Source organism: Streptomyces manipurensis (assembly GCF_049570255.1).
In the GTDB taxonomy this organism is placed as follows: domain Bacteria; phylum Actinomycetota; class Actinomycetes; order Streptomycetales; family Streptomycetaceae; genus Streptomyces; species Streptomyces manipurensis.
In genome coordinates, this window is record NZ_CP186950.1 from 4,231,221 (window position 1) to 4,247,381 (window position 16,161).

The following is a 16,161-nucleotide window of genomic DNA, read 5'->3' on the forward strand; positions in this document are numbered from 1 at the left end:
CATCGGGAACGGGTGAACGAGCGCCCGGCGGAACGGACTTGGGACGGGGAGAGCGATGGGCGAGCGGACGATGGCGGCGGCCGTGGTGACGGAGTTCGGCGGGCCGGAGCGGGTCGGGATCGCCGAGGTGGCGGTGCCGCGGCCGGCGGCCGGGCAGGTCAGGGTCCGGGTCGGGGCGGCCGGCCTCAACCCGGTGGACGGCGCGGTCCGGGCCGGGGTCTTCGGCGGGGCCGGGCAGCGGATCGGGCTGGGCTGGGACGTCGCCGGGGTGGTCGACGGGACCGGCCCGGGGGTGGCGGGCTGGAGTCCGGGCGACCGGGTGGTGGGCCTGCACCACGGGACGGTGAAGCCGCTGGGGACGCACGCCGAGTACGTGGTGCTCGACGCCGGCGCGGTGGCGGCCGCGCCGGCCGCCGTGGGCACCGTGGAGGCGGCGGCGCTGCCGCTGCCGGGTCTGACCGCGGCCCGGGCCCTGGACCAGCTGGGGCTGGCTCCCGGGTCCTCGGTGCTGATCACGGGCGCCGCGGGGATCGTCGGCGGTCTCGCGGTCCAGCTCGCGGCGCGGGCCGGGCTGGTGGTGACGGCCCTGGCGGGCCCGGGCGACGAGGAGCTCGTACGGTCGCTGGGCGCGGCCGTGTTCGTCCCGCGCGGCGGGGCGCCGGCTGCGCCGGTGGACGGGGTGCTGGACGCGGCGGTGCTGGGCGGGCAGGCCCTGGCGTTCGTCCGCGACGGCGGGGTCTACGTGGGCCTGATCCCGCACCACGCGCCGGCGGCGGAGCGCGGCATCCGGGTCGAGGAGCAGCAGGTCGCCGCGGACGGGGAGCTGCTGGGCCGGCTGGTGTCCCTGGTGGACGAGGGCGTGCTCACCCTGCGGGTCGCGGAGACCTTCCCGCTCGCCGAGGCGGCCGCGGCGCACGCCAGGCTGGGTGTGCCCGGGGTGCGGGGCCGGATCATCCTGACGGTGTGATCCCGGTGCGCGGTGTCACGCGGTGGCGCCAGTCGCAGGACGGGTGGGGGACGCCGGGCGGGTATTCGAAGTCGACGTCGCCCAGGTAGGTGAAGCCGGCGCGCCGGCAGACGGCGTTGGAGGCCGGGTGGTCGGTTCCGGGGAAGGCGTGGACGCTGTCGCGGGTGCCGTGGGCGCCGATGTGGGCGAGGAGTTCGGTGAGGGCGGCCGCGGCCAGGCCGCGGCCCCGGAACTCGGGCAGGACGGCCCAGCCGGTCTCGTAGACGGCCTCGCCCCGCCACTCGCGTTCCCAGAACCCGATCGAGCCGACGGGCACGGCCGGTGCGGGGGAGGGGCCGGCGGGGCGGGCGGGGGCGTCGGGGCCGGGGTGGCCGGACCCGTGGTCCGGGGTGAGCCATTCGATGCGGAACATCCGTCCTGCGGCGGGCTCCCGGGCGCCGAGGGCTTCGTAGCGGCGCTGTCGGTCGAGGAGTTTCGCGGGGGACTCGGGGCCGCCGAGGTGCTCGGTCATCGCCGGTTCGTTCGCGCGCTCCAGCAGCCAGAAGTCGCTCTCGGACCACGGCAGCAGGCGTACCCGTCCTTCCATGGGCCCACCCTACGGAAGGGGCGCGGGCGGGGTGGTCCGCCGTGGAAACGGGAGCCGGTCAGGGCCACACCAGACAGTAGGGCTGGTGGCCCGCCTCGTGGAGGCGGTGGCTGAAGTCCTGCCATTCGTGGAGGAGCTGGTAGACGTTGAAGGCGTCGCTGGGGCCGCCGCGGTCGGGGACCGTGGACCAGATGAAGGCGGCGGCGCCGACCGATTCCTCGCCGATGCCGCGCAGCGGGTCGACCACGGTCGTGGGCAGCTTGACCACCGCGTAGTCGGGGTGGAGGACGACCAGCTCCAGCGGGGGCACCTTGTGGAGGGGTATGCCTTCGATGCCGGTGAGGACCATGGCGGCCATCGTCTCCGGCTTGATCTTGGTGAAGAGGCCGCCCATGCCGAGCTCGTCGCCGCCGAGCTCCTCGGGCCGCATGGTCACCGGGACCCGCGCCGCGGTGGCGCCGTCCGGGGCTCCGAAGTACTTGTACGTCACTCCCATGCCGCGGCCCCGGGGCAGGTCCTCCGGTGGCGTCGTGGGCTCGGGGACGGCGTCGGCCGCCTCCGTGGCGCGGCGGCGGTGCTTGCCCCTGCGGCGGGCCTCGCGGGCGCGCTGCGGATCGAGGCCGTCCTTACCCTCGCCCGGTCCACCACCGCGTTGCATATCTCCACCCGACTGGTCTTGCTGGCCCCGGCCCCGCGGACCCCGCCACGCAGCCTGATCATCATGGCAGTGACCTCCCCCGCGGCGACGCGGTGAAACGCCCGCCCGCAAGTCTGTCGCGGCCTCTGAGACCATGGCTGGTGTGAGCTACCCGTACCCGTATGAAGCCCCAGTTTCGCAGACGCTCTTCGAGCGCGCCTCCCTCGTGACCCCCGGCGGCGTGAACTCTCCTGTGCGCGCCTTCCGCGCCGTGGGCGGTACGCCCCGGTTCATGGTGTCCGGCACCGGTCCGTACCTCACCGATGCCGACGGCCGGGAGTACGTGGACCTCGTGTGCTCGTGGGGACCGATGATCCTCGGCCATTCCCACCCCGAGGTGATCGAGGCGGTCCAGGCGGCGGTCGCCCGCGGCACGTCCTTCGGTACGCCCGGTGAGGGCGAGGTGGCGCTCGCCGAGGAGATCGTGGCGCGCATCGAGCCCGTGGAGCAGGTGCGGCTCGTGTCCTCCGGGACGGAGGCGACCATGTCGGCGATCCGGCTGGCGCGCGGCTTCACCGGTCGCGCCAAGGTCGTGAAGTTCGCCGGCTGCTACCACGGTCACGTGGACGCGCTGCTGGCCGCTGCCGGTTCCGGACTGGCCACCTTCGCCCTGCCGGACACCCCGGGCGTGACGGGGGCGCAGGCCGGCGACACGATCGTGTTGCCGTACAACGACCTGGAAGCGGTGCGGGCGGCCTTCGCCGCGCACCCGGGCGAGATCGCGTGCGTGATCACGGAGGCGGCGCCCGGCAACATGGGCGTGGTCACTCCGGCGGAGGGCTTCAACCAGGGGCTCGCGGACCTGTGCCGGGAGAACGGCGCGCTGTACGTCTCGGACGAGGTGATGACCGGTTTCCGCACCTCGCGGGCGGGCTGGTACGGGGTCGACGGTGTGAAGCCCGACCTGATGACCTTCGGCAAGGTCATGGGCGGCGGCTTCCCGGCGGCGGCCTTCGGCGGCCGTGCCGACGTGATGGGCCACCTGGCTCCGGCCGGTCCGGTCTACCAGGCGGGCACGCTGTCCGGGAACCCGATCGCGACCGCGGCGGGCCTGGCGCAGCTGCGTCTGCTGGACGCGGCGGCGTACGAGAAGGTCGACGCGGTGTCGGCGGAGATCCAGGGTCTGGTCACCGCGGCGCTCGCGAAGGAGGGCGTGGCGCACCGGCTGCAGACCGCGTCCAACATGTTCTCCGTCTTCTTCACCGCGGACGCGGTGCGGAACTACGACGACGCGAAGCGGCAGGAGAGCTTCCGCTTCAATGCGTTCTTCCACTCGATGCTGGCGCAGGGCGTCTACCTGCCGCCGTCGGCCTTCGAGTCCTGGTTCGTTTCCACCGCCCACGACGAGAAGGCGATCGAGCGTGTCGCGGCGGCGCTGCCGGCCGCCGCCCGGGCCGCCGCGGAGGCCACCGCATGAGCAACGACGTCCGTGGCACGGCGTCCGACCTGACCGTCGTGCACCTGGTGCGCCACGGCGAGGTGCACAACCCGGACGGGGTCCTGTACGGGCGCCGCCAGGGCTACCACCTCTCGGAGCTGGGCCGGCAGATGGCGGACCGGGTCGCCGAGCACCTGAAGAGCCGGGACATCGCCTACGTGGTGTCCTCGCCCCTGGAGCGGGCGCAGGAGACGGCGGAGCCGATCGCGAAGGTCCACGGCCTGGACCTGGCGACGGACTCGCGCCTGCTGGAGGCGGAGAACGTCTTCGAGGGCAAGACCTTCGGTGTGGGGGACGGCGCGCTGCGCAAGCCGGGCAACTGGAAGCACCTGACGAACCCGTTCAAGCCGTCGTGGGGCGAGCCCTACGTGGAGCAGGTGGTCCGGATGATGAGCGCGCTGGAGGCGGCGCGCGACGCGGCCCGGGGCCGGGAGGCGGTCGCGGTCAGCCACCAGCTGCCGATCTGGATCGTGCGGAGTTTCGCGGAGAAGCGCCGGCTGTGGCACGACCCGCGCCGCCGCCAGTGCACGCTCGCCTCGGTGACGTCCTTCACGTTCCAGGGGGACGCCCTGGTGTCGGTGGGGTACGGCGAGCCGGCCCGGGATCTGGTCCCGGCCCATCTGCTGGCCGGTGCCAAGCCGGTGAAGGGGAAGTCGAAGGCGTTCGGCGCCTGAGGCCTTCGAGGGTCTGTTACGAAGCGTTACAGATCATCCCAACTGAAGACGAGATGCGCGGGAATCAGCCTTCCAGCACACGCGTCCGGCCGCATCCTCCGCCGAAGCGGACCTCGTGCCGGGGTGCGGTGGTGACGCCGGGAGGGTGATGTGCGCGACATCAGGGGAGTGGGCCGGAGGGGCCTGTTGGGGCTGGGGCTCGGGGCCGCGGCCGGGGCGGGGCTGGCGGGCTGCGGCCTGGTCGGCGGCTCGGGGGCGCCGGGCGCGATGAGGAATCCGAAGCCGGGTGCGACCCCGCAGGCCCGGCCGATCGGTGACGGGTCCACCGCGGACACCGGGCCGCAGCCGCACCAGCCGCCCGCGCCCGTGCCGCTCCAGCCGGGCGAGACGCCGCCGCAGTTCGTGGTCTTCAGCTGGGACGGCGCGGGGGAGGTCGGGAACGGCCTCTTCCCGCGTTTCCTCCGGCTCGCCCGGGACCACGGCGCGGCCATGACCTTCTTCCTCTCCGGCATCTACCTGCTGCCCGAGGCGAAGAAGAGCCTGTACCGGCCGCCGAACAACCCGGTCGGCGCCTCGGACATCGGCTACCTCAAGGACGAGAACGTCCGCGCCACCCTCGTCCACCTGCGTGAGGCCTGGCTCGACGGCCATGAGATAGGCACCCACTTCAACGGCCATTTCTGCGGGGGCGCCGGCTCCGTGGGCCGCTGGAGCCCGGCCGACTGGCAGAGCGAGGCGGACCAGGCCGTGTCCTTCGTCACCGGCTGGCGGACGAACACCGGCTTCACCGATCTCCCGCCGCTGCCCTTCGACTACCGCAAGGAGCTGACCGGCTCCCGCACCCCGTGCCTGCTCGGCCGGGACCGTCTGTTGCCGACCGCGCGGAAGCTGGGCTGGCGCTACGACGCCGGCTCGCCCGGCGGCCGGCAGGTCTGGCCGGAGCGCACCGAGGGGCTCTGGGACCTGCCGTTGCAGTCCCTGCCCTTTCCCGGGCACTCCTTCGAGGTGCTCTCGATGGACTACAACATCCTCGCGAACCAGTCGAAGAACACCACGAAGGGCGTGCCCGCCCACTACCCGGCCTGGCGCACCCAGGCCACGGAGACCTACCTGGGGGGCTTCCGGCGGGCGTACGAGACGAACCGGGCGCCGCTGTTCATCGGCAACCACTTCGAGGAGTGGAACGGCGGCATCTACATGGACGCCGCCGAGGAGGCCCTGAAGAGCATGTCGGACAAAAAGGATGTACGGCTCGTATCCTTCCGGCAGTTCGCCGACTGGCTGGACGTCCAGGACCCGGCGGTGCTCGCCCGGCTCCGCCGACTGGGCCCCGGAGAGGCACCCGTTGGCGGCTGGATGTCGTACCTCACCGCGGCCTGACGGAGCTGCCCATCCCCTGACCAGGGCATTGACAGGTGGGCGGGGGGCGCGGTAGATCGCGGAACCGGTCATGCGAAACTTTTCACATGAGCCTTAGCCGCGCCCCCCGACGCCGCTCGACCGGCGGACGTGCCCTCCTGCTGACCGCGGTGACCGTCACCGGCGCCCTCGTCCTCACGGCGTGCGGCGGTGCGGACAGCGGCAAGCCGACCGGCACCGGCGGCAACTACGTGACGGGCGCGAGCGGCGTCTCGACCTCCGCCAAGGGCGAGCGCACCGAGGCCCCCAAGCTCGACGGCGAGACGGTCGACGGCAAGACCCTCGACACCACGGCCCTCAAGGGCAAGGTCGTCGTCCTCAACGTGTGGGGCTCCTGGTGTCCCCCGTGCCGAGCCGAGGCCCCCTCCTTCGCGAAGGTCTCCAAGGAGTTCGCCGACGCCGGCAAGGACGTCGTCTTCGTCGGGATCAACGTCCGCGACAACAGCAAGCAGAACGCCGCCTCCTTCGAGGAGACCTTCGGGATCACCTACCCGAGCCTCTACGACCCGGACGGCAAGCTCCTGCTCCGCTTCCCCAAGGGCAGCCTCAACCCGAACGCCATCCCCTCCACGCTCGTCCTGGACAAGGAGGGCAGGATCGCCGCGCGCACCCTGGCCCCCCTCGGCGAGGAGCAGCTGCGCTCGATGATCGACCCCGTCCTCGCGGAGCAGTGACCTCGTGGTCGAGTACGTCCTGGCCGCCGAGGCCACCGGTGTGAACCAGACGGTCCTGAACGGGGCGCTGCTGCTGGCGCTGCCGATCGCGCTCCTCGCGGGACTGGTCTCCTTCTTCTCGCCCTGCGTCCTGCCGCTGGTCCCCGGCTACCTCTCCTACGTGACCGGCGTCAGCGGCGCCGACCTCGCCGAGGCCCGCCGCGGGCGGATGCTGGCCGGGGCCGGGCTGTTCGTGGCCGGGTTCACCGCGGTCTTCGTCTCCACCGGCGCCCTCTTCGGCTACTTCGGCTCCGAGCTCCAGGAGAACAAGGCGATCATCTCCCGGGTGCTGGGCGCCCTGGTGATCGTCCTCGGCCTGTTCTTTATGGGGGCGATCCCGGGCCTGACGATGCGGGAGTTCCGCTTCCACAAGAAGCCGACGGCGGGCCTGCTGGGTGCGCCCCTGCTCGGGGTGCTCTTCGGTGTGGGCTGGACCCCCTGCATGGGCCCGACCCTCGCGGCCGTGAACACCCTCTCCATCGATCAGGCGAGCGCCGGCCGCGGCGCGCTGCTCACGGTCGTCTACTGCCTGGGTCTCGGCGTGCCCTTCATCCTCGCCGCGATCGCCTTCCGCAAGGCGCTCGGTGCATTCGGCTGGGTGAAGCAGCACTATGCATGGGTGATGCGGATCGGCGGAGGCATGCTGATCCTCACGGGCCTGCTGCTCGTCACAGGTTTGTGGGACAGCATCGTCACCGACATGCAGAGCTGGACCCAAAGCTTCACGGTGGGGATCTGAGGAACTGACGGAATGAGTACGACAGACAAGGCGTCCACCGGGACGCCGCACGAGCCCGTCGAGCAGGCCGGGCCCCCCGCGTCCGGCGAGTCGGCGCTCGGCGACGCCGGAGCCCAGCTCTCCACCGCCCCCGTCGAGGACAGCGGTCCCGTCGGCATCGGCGTGACCGGCTGGGCCCGCTGGTTCTGGCGGCAGCTCACCTCCATGCGGGTGGCGCTGATCCTGCTGTTCCTGCTGTCCCTGGGCGCCATCCCCGGTTCCCTCGTCCCGCAGACCAACGTGGACGCGCTGAAGGTCGCCCAGTGGAAGAAGGACAACCCCTCCTTCGTCGGCGCCGCCGAGGCGCTCCAGCTCTTCGACGTCTACAGCTCGGTGTGGTTCTCCGCGATCTACCTGCTGCTGTTCGTCTCGCTGATCGGCTGCATCGTCCCGCGCGCCTGGCAGTTCGTCGGCCAGCTCCGCGGCCGCCCGCCGGCCGCCCCCCGGCGGCTCGACCGGCTCCCCGCCCACACCACCTGGCGCACCGCGAAGACCCCCGACGAGGTCCTCTCGTACGCGAACGCGCTGCTCTCCTCGAAGCGCTTCCGCACCGAGCCGGGTACCGGCCACGTCGCCGCGGAGAAGGGCTACCTCCGCGAGGCGGGGAACCTGCTCTTCCACGTCGCGCTGATCGTGATGCTGGTGGCCTTCGCCTGGGGGCAGTACTTCAAGTCCGAGGGCGGCAAGCTGGTCCTGCGCGGCAGCGGCTTCTCGAACACGCTCACCCAGTACGACGACTTCAAGCCCGGCACGCTCTTCCACCCGGACGACCTGCCGCCCTTCAGCTTCACGCTGGACCGCTTCGACGCCACCTACGAGATGGGCGGCCCGCAGCGGGGCACCCCGCGCGACTTCAAGGCGTACGTCACCCTCACCGAGGGCGCCCACGGCACGCCGGAGAAGCGTGAGATCCAGGTCAACGAGCCCCTGGAGATCGAGGGGTCCAAGGTCTACCTGCTCGGGCACGGCTACGCGCCGGTCATCTCGGTGACCGACCCCACCGGGAAGGTGATCTACAAGGACGCCGTCCCGGTCCTCCCGCAGGACGGCAACCTCACCTCCACCGGAGCCATCAAGGTCACCGACGGCTACAAGGACAAGGACGGCAAGCAGGAGCAGCTCGGCTTCAACGCCGTCTTCGTGCCGACCTTCGCCGGCGAGGGCAAGGGGACGATGTTCTCGCAGTTCCCCGCCCTGCTGAACCCGCAGCTCATGCTCAACGCCTGGCACGGCAGCCTCGGCGTGGACTCGGGCCTGCCGCAGAACGTCTACCGGCTCGACACCTCCAAGATGGAGATGTTCAAGGACGAGTCGGGCCAGCAGTTCAAGCAGAAGATGGCGCCGGGCGACACGATGACCCTGCCCAACGGCGCGGGCACCGTGAAGTTCGAGGGCATCGAACGGTGGGCCACCTTCTCCGTCACCCAGCAGCCCGGCAGCGGCCTCGCCCTCGCGGGTGCGATCGCCGCCATCGCGGGCCTGGCCGGATCGCTGTTCATCCAGCGCCGCCGGATCTGGGTGCGCGCGGTGGAGGGCAAGGACGGCGTGACCGTCGTGGAGATGGCGGGCCTCGGGCGCAGCGAGTCCGCCCGGCTCCCCCAGGAACTGGCGGACCTCGCCGCCACGCTGCACCAACAGGCGCCGACCGCGACGCCCGCCGAACCCGTCGAAGAAACCCCTGAAGGAGAGCGCGGATGACGCCGCTCGCAGCCGCAGCCAACGAGAACCTGGCCGAGATCAGCAACTATCTGATCTATTCGTCGATGGCGGTCTACACGCTCGCCTTCTTCGCGCACATCGCCGAGTGGACCTTCGGCAGCCGCAGCAAGGTGGGCCGCACGGCCGCCGCGCTGACGGGCGGCGCGCAGGCCGCGGCCCCGGCCGTGCAGGTCCGCGGGAAGGGCGGGGCCACCGCCGTACTGGACCGGCCCAAGGTCACCACCCGCTCCGGGGCCGGCACCCGTGACGTGCCCGACGGCCCCGGTGCGGCCGGCGGCACCGTGCAGGGCGACCTGTACGGGCGGATCGCGGTCTCGCTGACGGCGCTCGCCTTCCTCGTCGAGGCGGCGGGCGTGGTCACCCGCGCGATGTCGGTGGAGCGCGCCCCCTGGGGCAACATGTACGAGTTCTCGATCACCTTCTCCACGGTGGCCGTCGGCGCGTACCTGGTCCTCCTGGCCCTGAAGAAGAACGTCCGCTGGCTCGGCCTGATCCTGGTCACGACCGTCCTGCTGGACCTCGGCATCGCGGTCACCTGGCTCTACACCGAGAGCGACCAGCTCGTCCCGGCGCTGCACTCGTACTGGCTGTGGATCCACGTCTCCACGGCGATCTTCTGCGGTGCGGTCTTCTACCTCGGCGCGGCCGGCACGGTCCTCTACCTCTTCCGCGACTCCTACGAGGCCAAGATCGCGGGCGGCGGCACGCCGGGCCGGTTCGCCTCGTCCGTCCTGGAGCGGCTGCCCTCGGCGGGCTCCCTCGACAAGTTCGCCTACCGCATCAACGCGGCCGTCTTCCCCCTGTGGACGTTCACGATCATCGCGGGCGCGATCTGGGCGGGCGACGCCTGGGGCCGCTACTGGGGCTGGGACCCCAAGGAGGTCTGGTCCTTCGTGACCTGGGTGGCGTACGCCTGCTACCTGCACGCCCGGGCCACCGCCGGCTGGAAGGGCCGCAAGGCCGCCTACCTGGCGCTGTTCGCGTTCGCCTGCTGGATCTGGAACTACTACGGCGTCAACATCCTGCTCAGCGGCAAGCACTCCTACGCGGGCGTCTGACCGGACGCCGCGGGCCGGTGCCGGCGCGTCCCCGGGGGACGCGCCGGCTCACCACACCGGGCGCAGCGGTGGCAGCCCGTCCTCGCCGTGGAGGGTGCGCACGACGGAGCCCAGCTCCCGGCGCAGGGCGGCGAGGTCGGTACCGTGGCCGAGTTCCGCCTCCAGCTCGTGCAGGATCCGGCCGGCGACGGCGAGGTGTTCGCGGGCGGCGGCGGTCAGGACGACGAGTTTGCGGCGGCCGCGAACCCGTCGTGCACGTGATCGACCCCGCCCCCGAGAACATCACCGCCACCCCCAACGCGACCATGACCGGCCTCGCCGCCCCCAGTCGCGGCAGCGCCGAACTGAGCACCTGGGACGTCGCGATGTCCGCCGGCGCCACCGGCCCCGAGCACTCCGCCGACCGCGAACAGGTCTGGCTGCTCCTCGCCGGATCCCTGGAGGTCACCTCCGGCGGCCGCACCGAACGGGTCGCCGCGGGCCGGACCCTCGTCCTGCCCGCCGGCGCGCTCCGCCGGATCGCCGCCCCCGAGGACTTCCGGGCGTACGTGGCCATGCGCGCGGACGGCGTGGTGTCCGTGCCGGGGGAGGAGCACCCCCGGGAACTGCCGTGGACCCGCTAGGGGCGTCGTCCGGTCAGTCCTTGTCCGGGTCGGCGTCCTTGTCCTTGTCCTTCTTCTCCTGCTCGTCGCGCAGGGACTTCAGGAACTCCGGATTGTCGTCGGGCGCCACCCACTGCGCCCGGCGGCCCCGGCGGCCGGGGCCCGCAGCGCCGCCGCCCACGACCGACCGCTTCTTGCCCGCGAACAGCCACACCACCGGGCCCACGACGGAGAACAGCAGGATGATCAGCACCCACACCGTCTTCGGCAGGTGCTTGACCTCCTCCTCGGGCGTGTTCAGGCAGTCGATGAAGGCGTAGATGGTCAGCGCGATGATCAGCAGGAACGGCAGATAGCGCAGCACGGTGTGGGACCGACTCCCGGGCAGTGACGGCGGGCCCGCGGGGGCCCCGGTGACGCCTCCAGGGTAGTTGGTGACGGATACTGACCCCTATGGCTTACGACGATCTCCGCTCGCTGCTCCGGGCTCTGGAGCGGGAGGGCGACCTCAAGCGCATCAAGGCCGAAGTCGACCCGTACCTGGAGGTCGGGGAGATCGTCGACCGAGTGAACAAAGCCGGGGGACCGGCCCTGCTCTTCGAGAACGTCAAGGGCTCGGCGATGCCGCTGGCCATGAACGTCTTCGGCACCGACCGCCGCCTCCTCAAGGCCCTCGGCCTGAAGTCCTACGCCGAGATCAGCGAGAAGATCGGCGGTCTGCTCAAGCCGGAACTCCCGCAGGGCTTCATCGGCGTCCGCGAGGCCTTCGGCAAGCTCGGCTCGATGGTCCACGTCCCGCCGAAGAAGGTGAAGGGCGACTCCGCGCCCGTCCAGGAGGTCGTCCTCACCGGTGACGACGTCGACCTGGACCTGCTGCCGGCCCTCTTCACCTGGCCGAAGGACGGCGGCTCCTTCTTCAACCTCGGGCTGACCCACACCAAGCACCCCGAGACCGGCGTGCGCAACCTCGGCCTCTACCGCCTCCAGCGCCACGACAAGCGCACCATCGGCATGCACTGGCAGATCCACAAGGACAGCCGCAACCACTACGCCGTCGCCGCCGCCAAGGGCGAGCGGCTGCCGGTCGCGATCGCCTTCGGCTGCCCGCCCGCCGTCACCTACGCGTCGACCGCGCCGCTGCCCGGCGACATCGACGAGTACCTCTTCGCCGGCTTCGTCGCGGGCAAGCGGATCGAGATGGTCGACTGCAAGACCGTCCCGCTCCAGGTCCCCGCCAACGCCGAGGTCGTGATCGAGGGCTGGCTGGAGCCCGGCGAGATGCTCCCCGAGGGCCCCTTCGGCGACCACACCGGCTTCTACACCCCGCAGGAGCCCTTCCCGGCCCTGAAGATCGACTGCATCACGATGCGCAGGCGTCCGCTGCTCCAGTCGATCGTGGTGGGCCGTCCGCCGACCGAGGACGGCCCGCTGGGCCGCGCCACCGAGCGCTTCTTCCTGCCGCTGCTGAAGATCATCGTGCCGGACATCGTGGACTACCACCTGCCGGAGTCCGGCGGCTTCCACAACTGCGCCATCGTCTCGATCGACAAGAAGTACCCCAAGCACGCGCAGAAGGTCATGCACGCCATCTGGGGCGCGCACATGATGTCGCTGACCAAGCTGATCATCGTGGTGGACAAGGACTGCGACGTCCACGACCTGCACGAGGTCTCCTGGCGGGCGCTCGGCAACACCGACTACTCCCGCGACCTCACCGTGGTCGAGGGCCCCGTCGACCACCTCGACCACGCCTCTTACCAGCAGTTCTGGGGAGGCAAGGCCGGCATCGACGCCACGAAGAAGCTGCCGGAGGAGGGTTACACGCGCGACGGCGGCTGGCCCGACATGGTGGAGTCCGACCCCGCGACGGCGGCCCTCGTGGACCGCCGCTGGAAGGAGTACGGACTGTGAGCCCCATCGCCGTGGGCGGCCCCGCCCTGTTCATCGGTACCGACACCCCCTGCGTGGCGCTGGTGCGCCCCTCGATCGACCCGGCGCAGCCCGAGGTGCGCGAGGCCGCCGAGCGCGCCGGCGTGACCCCGGAGGAGTTCGCCGGCCCGTCCGACCTGTGGCAGCTGATCGCCGACCGCACGGACGGCGAGGGCCGGGAGATCGCCCTCGACGACCTGACCGACGCCGCCGCCGCGGACTTCGCGGAGCGGCTCGCGGCCGCGCTCGCCGACCCCGACGCCGAGTCCACCGTGCTGCTCACCGTCGGCGCGCACGACGTCCTGCGCCTCGACAGCCGGCCGGCGGGCGAGGGCTTCGCCTTCCTGGCCACGGTGGTCCCGCCGCCCGCCGAGGGCACGCTCCCGCTGGAGGTCGAGATCGGACCGTCGTCCGCGAGCGACCTGCGCGTCGAACTCGAACAGTTCCGGAGGTCCCTCGGATGACATCGGCCGCCGAGGGAGTCCTCGGGCCCGGACCGGCTCCGCAGGTCGGCGGGAAGGTGAAGGCCTTCCTGCGGCTCGTGATGATCGAGCACTCGGTCTTCGCGCTGCCCTTCGCCTACATCGCCGCGCTCACCGCCATGTTCCGTCTCGACGGGACCGTGCACTGGGGCACGCTGCTGCTCGTCACGCTGTGCATGGTGGGGCTGCGGACCTTCGCGATGGCCGCGAACCGGATCATCGACCGCGAGATCGACGCGCGCAATCCGCGCACCGCCGGGCGCGAACTGGTCACCGGAGCCGTCTCGGTGCGGTCCGCCTGGACCGGCGCCGGCATCGCGCTCGTCGTCTTCCTCGGCTCGGCCGCCCTGCTCAACCCGCTCTGCCTGGCCCTCGCCCCCGTCGCGGTGATCCCGATGGTGGTCTACCCGTACGGCAAGCGGTTCACGAACTACCCGCACGCCATCCTCGGACTGGCCCAGGCGATCGGCCCGGTCGGCGCCTGGCTGGCCGTCACCGGCACCTGGTCCTGGGACGCGGTGATCCTCGGCCTCGCGGTCGGCGTGTGGATCGGCGGCTTCGACCTGATCTTCGCCTGCCAGGACGTCGCGGCCGACCGCGCGGAGGGCGTGAAGTCCGTCCCGGCCCGCTTCGGGGTCCCCGCCGCGCTGTGGGGGGCGCGCGGTGCGCACGTCGTGACCACCGCGCTGCTGGTCTGGTACGCCCTCGCCACGGACGCGGGCGCGCCGTTCTGGGTCGGTCTGGCGGTCGTCGCCGGTGCCTTCCTCTACGAGCACACCATCGTCACGCCGCACGACCTGTCCCGCCTGAACCGTGCCTTCTTCACCGTCAACGGCTTCATCGGCATCGCGCTGTTCGTGTGCGCGCTGACGGACCTGCTGCTGCGGGGCCTGTCCCTCTGAGTCCGTCGCGGGTCCTGCCGCCGCGGGCGTCCGCGCCGGTCAGGCCGGCAGGGCCTGCTGCGGCCCGGCGGCCGGGCGGGGCAGGCGCAGGGCGGTCACGACGCCCGCGACCAGTCCGATGAGGTGGGCGTACCAGCCGACCCCGGAGTCCGTGGGCAGCACGCCGAAGAAGATGGTGGAGCCCCAGACCGCGGCGACCGCGACACCGGTCAGCGCGTTCAGCGGCTTGCGTTCGACGAAGCCGCGGACCACCACGTAGCCGAAGAGGCCGAAGACGAGTCCGGAGGCACCGTCGCCGAGGGTGCCGGACGGGGCGACCAGCCAGGCGCCGGCGCCGACGGCCAGGGTGATCAGGGTGCTGACGGCCAGGAGCCGGCGGATGCCGCTGAGCGCGGCGATGAAGCCGAACACCAGCAGGGGCCAGGTGTTGGAGGCCACGTGGCCGAAGCCGAAGTGCAGGAACGGGTGGGCCACCACGCCGATCAGGTGGTCCGGGTCGCGGGGCGTGATGCCGTACCCGTCCAGTGCGTTACCGGTCAGCTGGTCCACCAGTTCGAGCAGCCACAGCAGGGCCACCCAGCCCACCATCAGCTGGGCTGCGGCCTTGGCCCGGTCGGTCCGTGTCCAGCGCTGCTCCGCCGTCGTGCTCATCTTCGCTCCCCCTGAAGCACCTTGAAGCGCCCCTCCCCGGAACGTCCGGACACCTTACCGAGTGCCCGCCCGGGGTGGCCGGATAGTCTCGGAGGTATGACAGAGCGCAAGCGCACCCCGTGGGTGGTCGGGGTTTCCGGGGCGTCCGGGACGCCGTACGCGGCGGCGGTGGTCCGCGGGCTGATCGCGGCGGGGGAGAGCGTCGACCTGGTGGTCAGCCGGGCCTCGCGGCTCACCCTCCTGGACGAGACCGGGATCGCCTTCCGGGACGCGCACTGGCGCGAGGACCTCGCGGAGTGGCTGGCGCGCGGCGCCGACGGCAAGCCGGGGACCTTCGAGGCGCCGACGGCCGAGGCCGACCTGCGGTACTGGGGTGCCGGGGACCTGGCCGCCGGCCCGAGTTCGGGCTCGTACCCGGTGAAGGGGATGCTGATCGTCCCGGCGTCCACGGCGTGCGTGGCGGGGGTGGCGCTCGGACTGTCGAAGGACCTGCTCCAGCGCGTGGCGAGCGTGACGCTCAAGGAGCGCCGCCGGCTGGTGGTCGCGGTGCGGGAGACCCCGCTGAACGGACAGACGCTGAAGCATCTGGTGGCGCTGGACGAGGCGGGCGCGGTCGTGCTGCCCGCCTCTCCGGCGTTCTACGCGGGCGCGACGCACATCCAGGACCTCGTGGACTTCGTCGCGGGGCGGGTGCTGGACGCGGCAGGGGTGCCGCACCGGCTGTACCGCCGCTGGGAGGGGGAGCTGGGAGGCTCCCGCGCTCCCCGGGGGGAGAACCGCGGTGGCTAGGCCTTCTTGCGGCCCAGCGGCTTGCGGGCCCGGTCGACGCGGACGGCCGCGGCGGGCTGGTGGGCTCGGGATCGGTTGGCCAGCTCCTGGAGCTGTCGCATGTGTGCGTGCGCCATCTCGATCGTGAACACGGTGTATCACTCCTGAAGATCGTCAGTGATCTGATGAAAGAAATCGCAGGGTGTTGACCCCTGTGTGCCTTAGATTCTATACCTAGACTTGCAGGATCGCCGAATAATGGAAGGCTCCACGTAATGGACACGGTGGACAGGCAGCTCATCCAGGCACTCCGCGAAAACGGTCGCGCCTCGTACGCGGAGCTGGGCCGTCTCGTGGGCCTCTCCGGCCCCAGCGTCACCGACCGCATCAACCGGCTGGAGACGGCCGGCGTCATCACCGGCTACCGCGCGACGGTCGACTCCGCCTCGCTCGGCCTCGGCGTGACCGCGCTGATCGGCATCTCCCTCTCCGACGCCGCCGACCACGAGGACGTGGCACGACGGCTGCGCGACCTCGCGGAGATCGAGGACTGCTGGTTCATCGCGGGCGACGACTCCTACATGCTCAAGGTGCGTGCCAGCGACGTCGACGGCCTGGAGAGGATCATCCGCAAGCTCTCCGGGACCAAGGGCGTCTCGCGCACCCGCACCACGATCGTGCTCTCCACGAAGTGGGAGAACCGGGTCGGCGAGCTGCCCGAGGAAGCCTGAGAGTACGGTTGGTCAGGGTTCACAAGGACAGGCAAGGCACAGAGGAG

General features: G+C 71.7%; 20 protein-coding genes. 15 read left to right on the plus strand and 5 right to left on the minus strand.

From position 1 onward, the window contains the following. Positions 1–70: 70 nt before the first annotated feature. On the plus strand, positions 71–967 hold the full coding sequence (locus ACPU2J_RS19620; RefSeq protein ID WP_423834985.1) for an NADP-dependent oxidoreductase: 897 nt from the start codon (positions 71–73) through the stop codon (positions 965–967). On the opposite strand, the gene ACPU2J_RS19625 is transcribed toward ACPU2J_RS19620, so the two are convergent. Next, entirely contained in the window at positions 951–1,553 is a 603-nt protein-coding gene (locus tag ACPU2J_RS19625) for a GNAT family N-acetyltransferase (protein WP_423833728.1), read from the minus strand. The genes ACPU2J_RS19620 and ACPU2J_RS19625 overlap by 17 nt on opposite strands. A 58-nt stretch (positions 1,554–1,611) precedes the next feature. Next, complete coding sequence (locus tag ACPU2J_RS19630) at positions 1,612–2,211, minus strand: hypothetical protein (protein ID WP_361591303.1); 600 nt, start codon at positions 2,209–2,211, stop codon at positions 1,612–1,614. A 133-nt stretch (positions 2,212–2,344) separates the two neighbouring features. On the opposite strand from ACPU2J_RS19630, the gene hemL reads away from it, so the two are divergent. The 9 genes from hemL to ACPU2J_RS19675 all read left to right on the plus strand — a co-directional run bounded on the left by hemL (position 2,345) and on the right by ACPU2J_RS19675 (position 10,672). Beyond that, on the plus strand, positions 2,345–3,667 hold the full coding sequence (gene hemL / locus ACPU2J_RS19635; RefSeq protein ID WP_361591301.1) for a glutamate-1-semialdehyde 2,1-aminomutase: 1,323 nt from the start codon (positions 2,345–2,347) through the stop codon (positions 3,665–3,667). Beyond that, positions 3,664–4,362, plus strand: a complete 699-nt coding sequence (locus tag ACPU2J_RS19640) for a histidine phosphatase family protein (RefSeq protein WP_420079965.1) — start codon at positions 3,664–3,666, stop codon at positions 4,360–4,362. Before hemL ends, ACPU2J_RS19640 begins: the two co-directional genes overlap by 4 nt. 159 nt (positions 4,363–4,521) lie before the next feature. Further along, positions 4,522–5,742 (plus strand): hypothetical protein, encoded by a 1,221-nt coding sequence (locus ACPU2J_RS19645; RefSeq protein WP_423834986.1) that lies wholly within the window; start codon positions 4,522–4,524, stop codon positions 5,740–5,742. Positions 5,743–5,828: 86 nt separating this feature from the next. Next, positions 5,829–6,455 (plus strand): TlpA family protein disulfide reductase, encoded by a 627-nt coding sequence (locus tag ACPU2J_RS19650; RefSeq protein WP_423833729.1) that lies wholly within the window; start codon positions 5,829–5,831, stop codon positions 6,453–6,455. 4 nt (positions 6,456–6,459) lie between these two features. Then, positions 6,460–7,233 (plus strand): cytochrome c biogenesis CcdA family protein, encoded by a 774-nt coding sequence (locus tag ACPU2J_RS19655; RefSeq protein ID WP_361591297.1) that lies wholly within the window; start codon positions 6,460–6,462, stop codon positions 7,231–7,233. A 12-nt stretch (positions 7,234–7,245) separates the two neighbouring features. After that, entirely contained in the window at positions 7,246–8,970 is a 1,725-nt protein-coding gene (resB, locus tag ACPU2J_RS19660; RefSeq protein ID WP_361591295.1) for a cytochrome c biogenesis protein ResB, read from the plus strand. Beyond that, a complete protein-coding gene (gene ccsB, locus ACPU2J_RS19665) occupies positions 8,967–10,049 on the plus strand; it encodes a c-type cytochrome biogenesis protein CcsB (RefSeq protein WP_361591293.1) in 1,083 nt (360 codons plus the stop codon). The genes resB and ccsB overlap by 4 nt, the downstream gene beginning before the upstream one ends. A gap of 87 nt (positions 10,050–10,136) precedes the next feature. Next, positions 10,137–10,310, plus strand: a complete 174-nt coding sequence (locus tag ACPU2J_RS19670; protein WP_423833730.1) for a hypothetical protein — start codon at positions 10,137–10,139, stop codon at positions 10,308–10,310. Next, positions 10,301–10,672 (plus strand): cupin domain-containing protein, encoded by a 372-nt coding sequence (locus ACPU2J_RS19675; RefSeq protein WP_361591290.1) that lies wholly within the window; start codon positions 10,301–10,303, stop codon positions 10,670–10,672. The genes ACPU2J_RS19670 and ACPU2J_RS19675 overlap by 10 nt, the downstream gene beginning before the upstream one ends. Before the next feature lie 13 nt (positions 10,673–10,685). Here ACPU2J_RS19675 and ACPU2J_RS19680 read toward each other — a convergent pair whose 3' ends face one another. Further along, a complete protein-coding gene (locus ACPU2J_RS19680; protein ID WP_423833731.1) occupies positions 10,686–11,015 on the minus strand; it encodes a PLD nuclease N-terminal domain-containing protein in 330 nt (109 codons plus the stop codon). Positions 11,016–11,104: 89 nt separating this feature from the next. Here ACPU2J_RS19680 and ACPU2J_RS19685 point away from each other — a divergent pair, with 89 nt between their 5' ends. Genes ACPU2J_RS19685 through mqnP form a run of 3 tightly spaced genes read left to right on the plus strand, consistent with a single transcriptional unit; the run spans position 11,105 to position 13,964 of the window. Next, positions 11,105–12,562: a menaquinone biosynthesis decarboxylase gene (locus tag ACPU2J_RS19685; RefSeq protein WP_361591287.1), complete on the plus strand. Its 1,458-nt coding sequence runs from the start codon at positions 11,105–11,107 to the stop codon at positions 12,560–12,562. Continuing rightward, positions 12,559–13,044 (plus strand): hypothetical protein, encoded by a 486-nt coding sequence (locus ACPU2J_RS19690; RefSeq protein ID WP_365495574.1) that lies wholly within the window; start codon positions 12,559–12,561, stop codon positions 13,042–13,044. Before ACPU2J_RS19685 ends, ACPU2J_RS19690 begins: the two co-directional genes overlap by 4 nt. Then, positions 13,041–13,964, plus strand: coding sequence for a menaquinone biosynthesis prenyltransferase MqnP (mqnP, locus tag ACPU2J_RS19695; protein WP_361591284.1), 924 nt, complete (start codon positions 13,041–13,043; stop codon positions 13,962–13,964). The genes ACPU2J_RS19690 and mqnP overlap by 4 nt, the downstream gene beginning before the upstream one ends. Before the next feature lie 39 nt (positions 13,965–14,003). Here the strand turns inward: mqnP and ACPU2J_RS19700 are convergent, their stop codons facing one another. Continuing rightward, the gene (locus ACPU2J_RS19700; protein WP_423833732.1) at positions 14,004–14,615 is read right to left on the minus strand and encodes a rhomboid family intramembrane serine protease; all 612 of its coding nucleotides are present in this window, start codon (positions 14,613–14,615) and stop codon (positions 14,004–14,006) included. A 96-nt stretch (positions 14,616–14,711) separates the two neighbouring features. Here ACPU2J_RS19700 and ACPU2J_RS19705 point away from each other — a divergent pair, with 96 nt between their 5' ends. Then, positions 14,712–15,404: a UbiX family flavin prenyltransferase gene (locus tag ACPU2J_RS19705; RefSeq protein WP_423833733.1), complete on the plus strand. Its 693-nt coding sequence runs from the start codon at positions 14,712–14,714 to the stop codon at positions 15,402–15,404. Here the strand turns inward: ACPU2J_RS19705 and ACPU2J_RS19710 are convergent. Then, a complete protein-coding gene (locus tag ACPU2J_RS19710) occupies positions 15,401–15,535 on the minus strand; it encodes a hypothetical protein (protein ID WP_263973269.1) in 135 nt (44 codons plus the stop codon). The two genes, ACPU2J_RS19705 and ACPU2J_RS19710, sit on opposite strands and share 4 nt — an antisense overlap. A 123-nt stretch (positions 15,536–15,658) precedes the next feature. Here ACPU2J_RS19710 and ACPU2J_RS19715 point away from each other — a divergent pair, with 123 nt between their 5' ends. Then, positions 15,659–16,114: an Lrp/AsnC family transcriptional regulator gene (locus tag ACPU2J_RS19715; protein ID WP_361591278.1), complete on the plus strand. Its 456-nt coding sequence runs from the start codon at positions 15,659–15,661 to the stop codon at positions 16,112–16,114. Positions 16,115–16,161 lie beyond the last annotated feature (47 nt).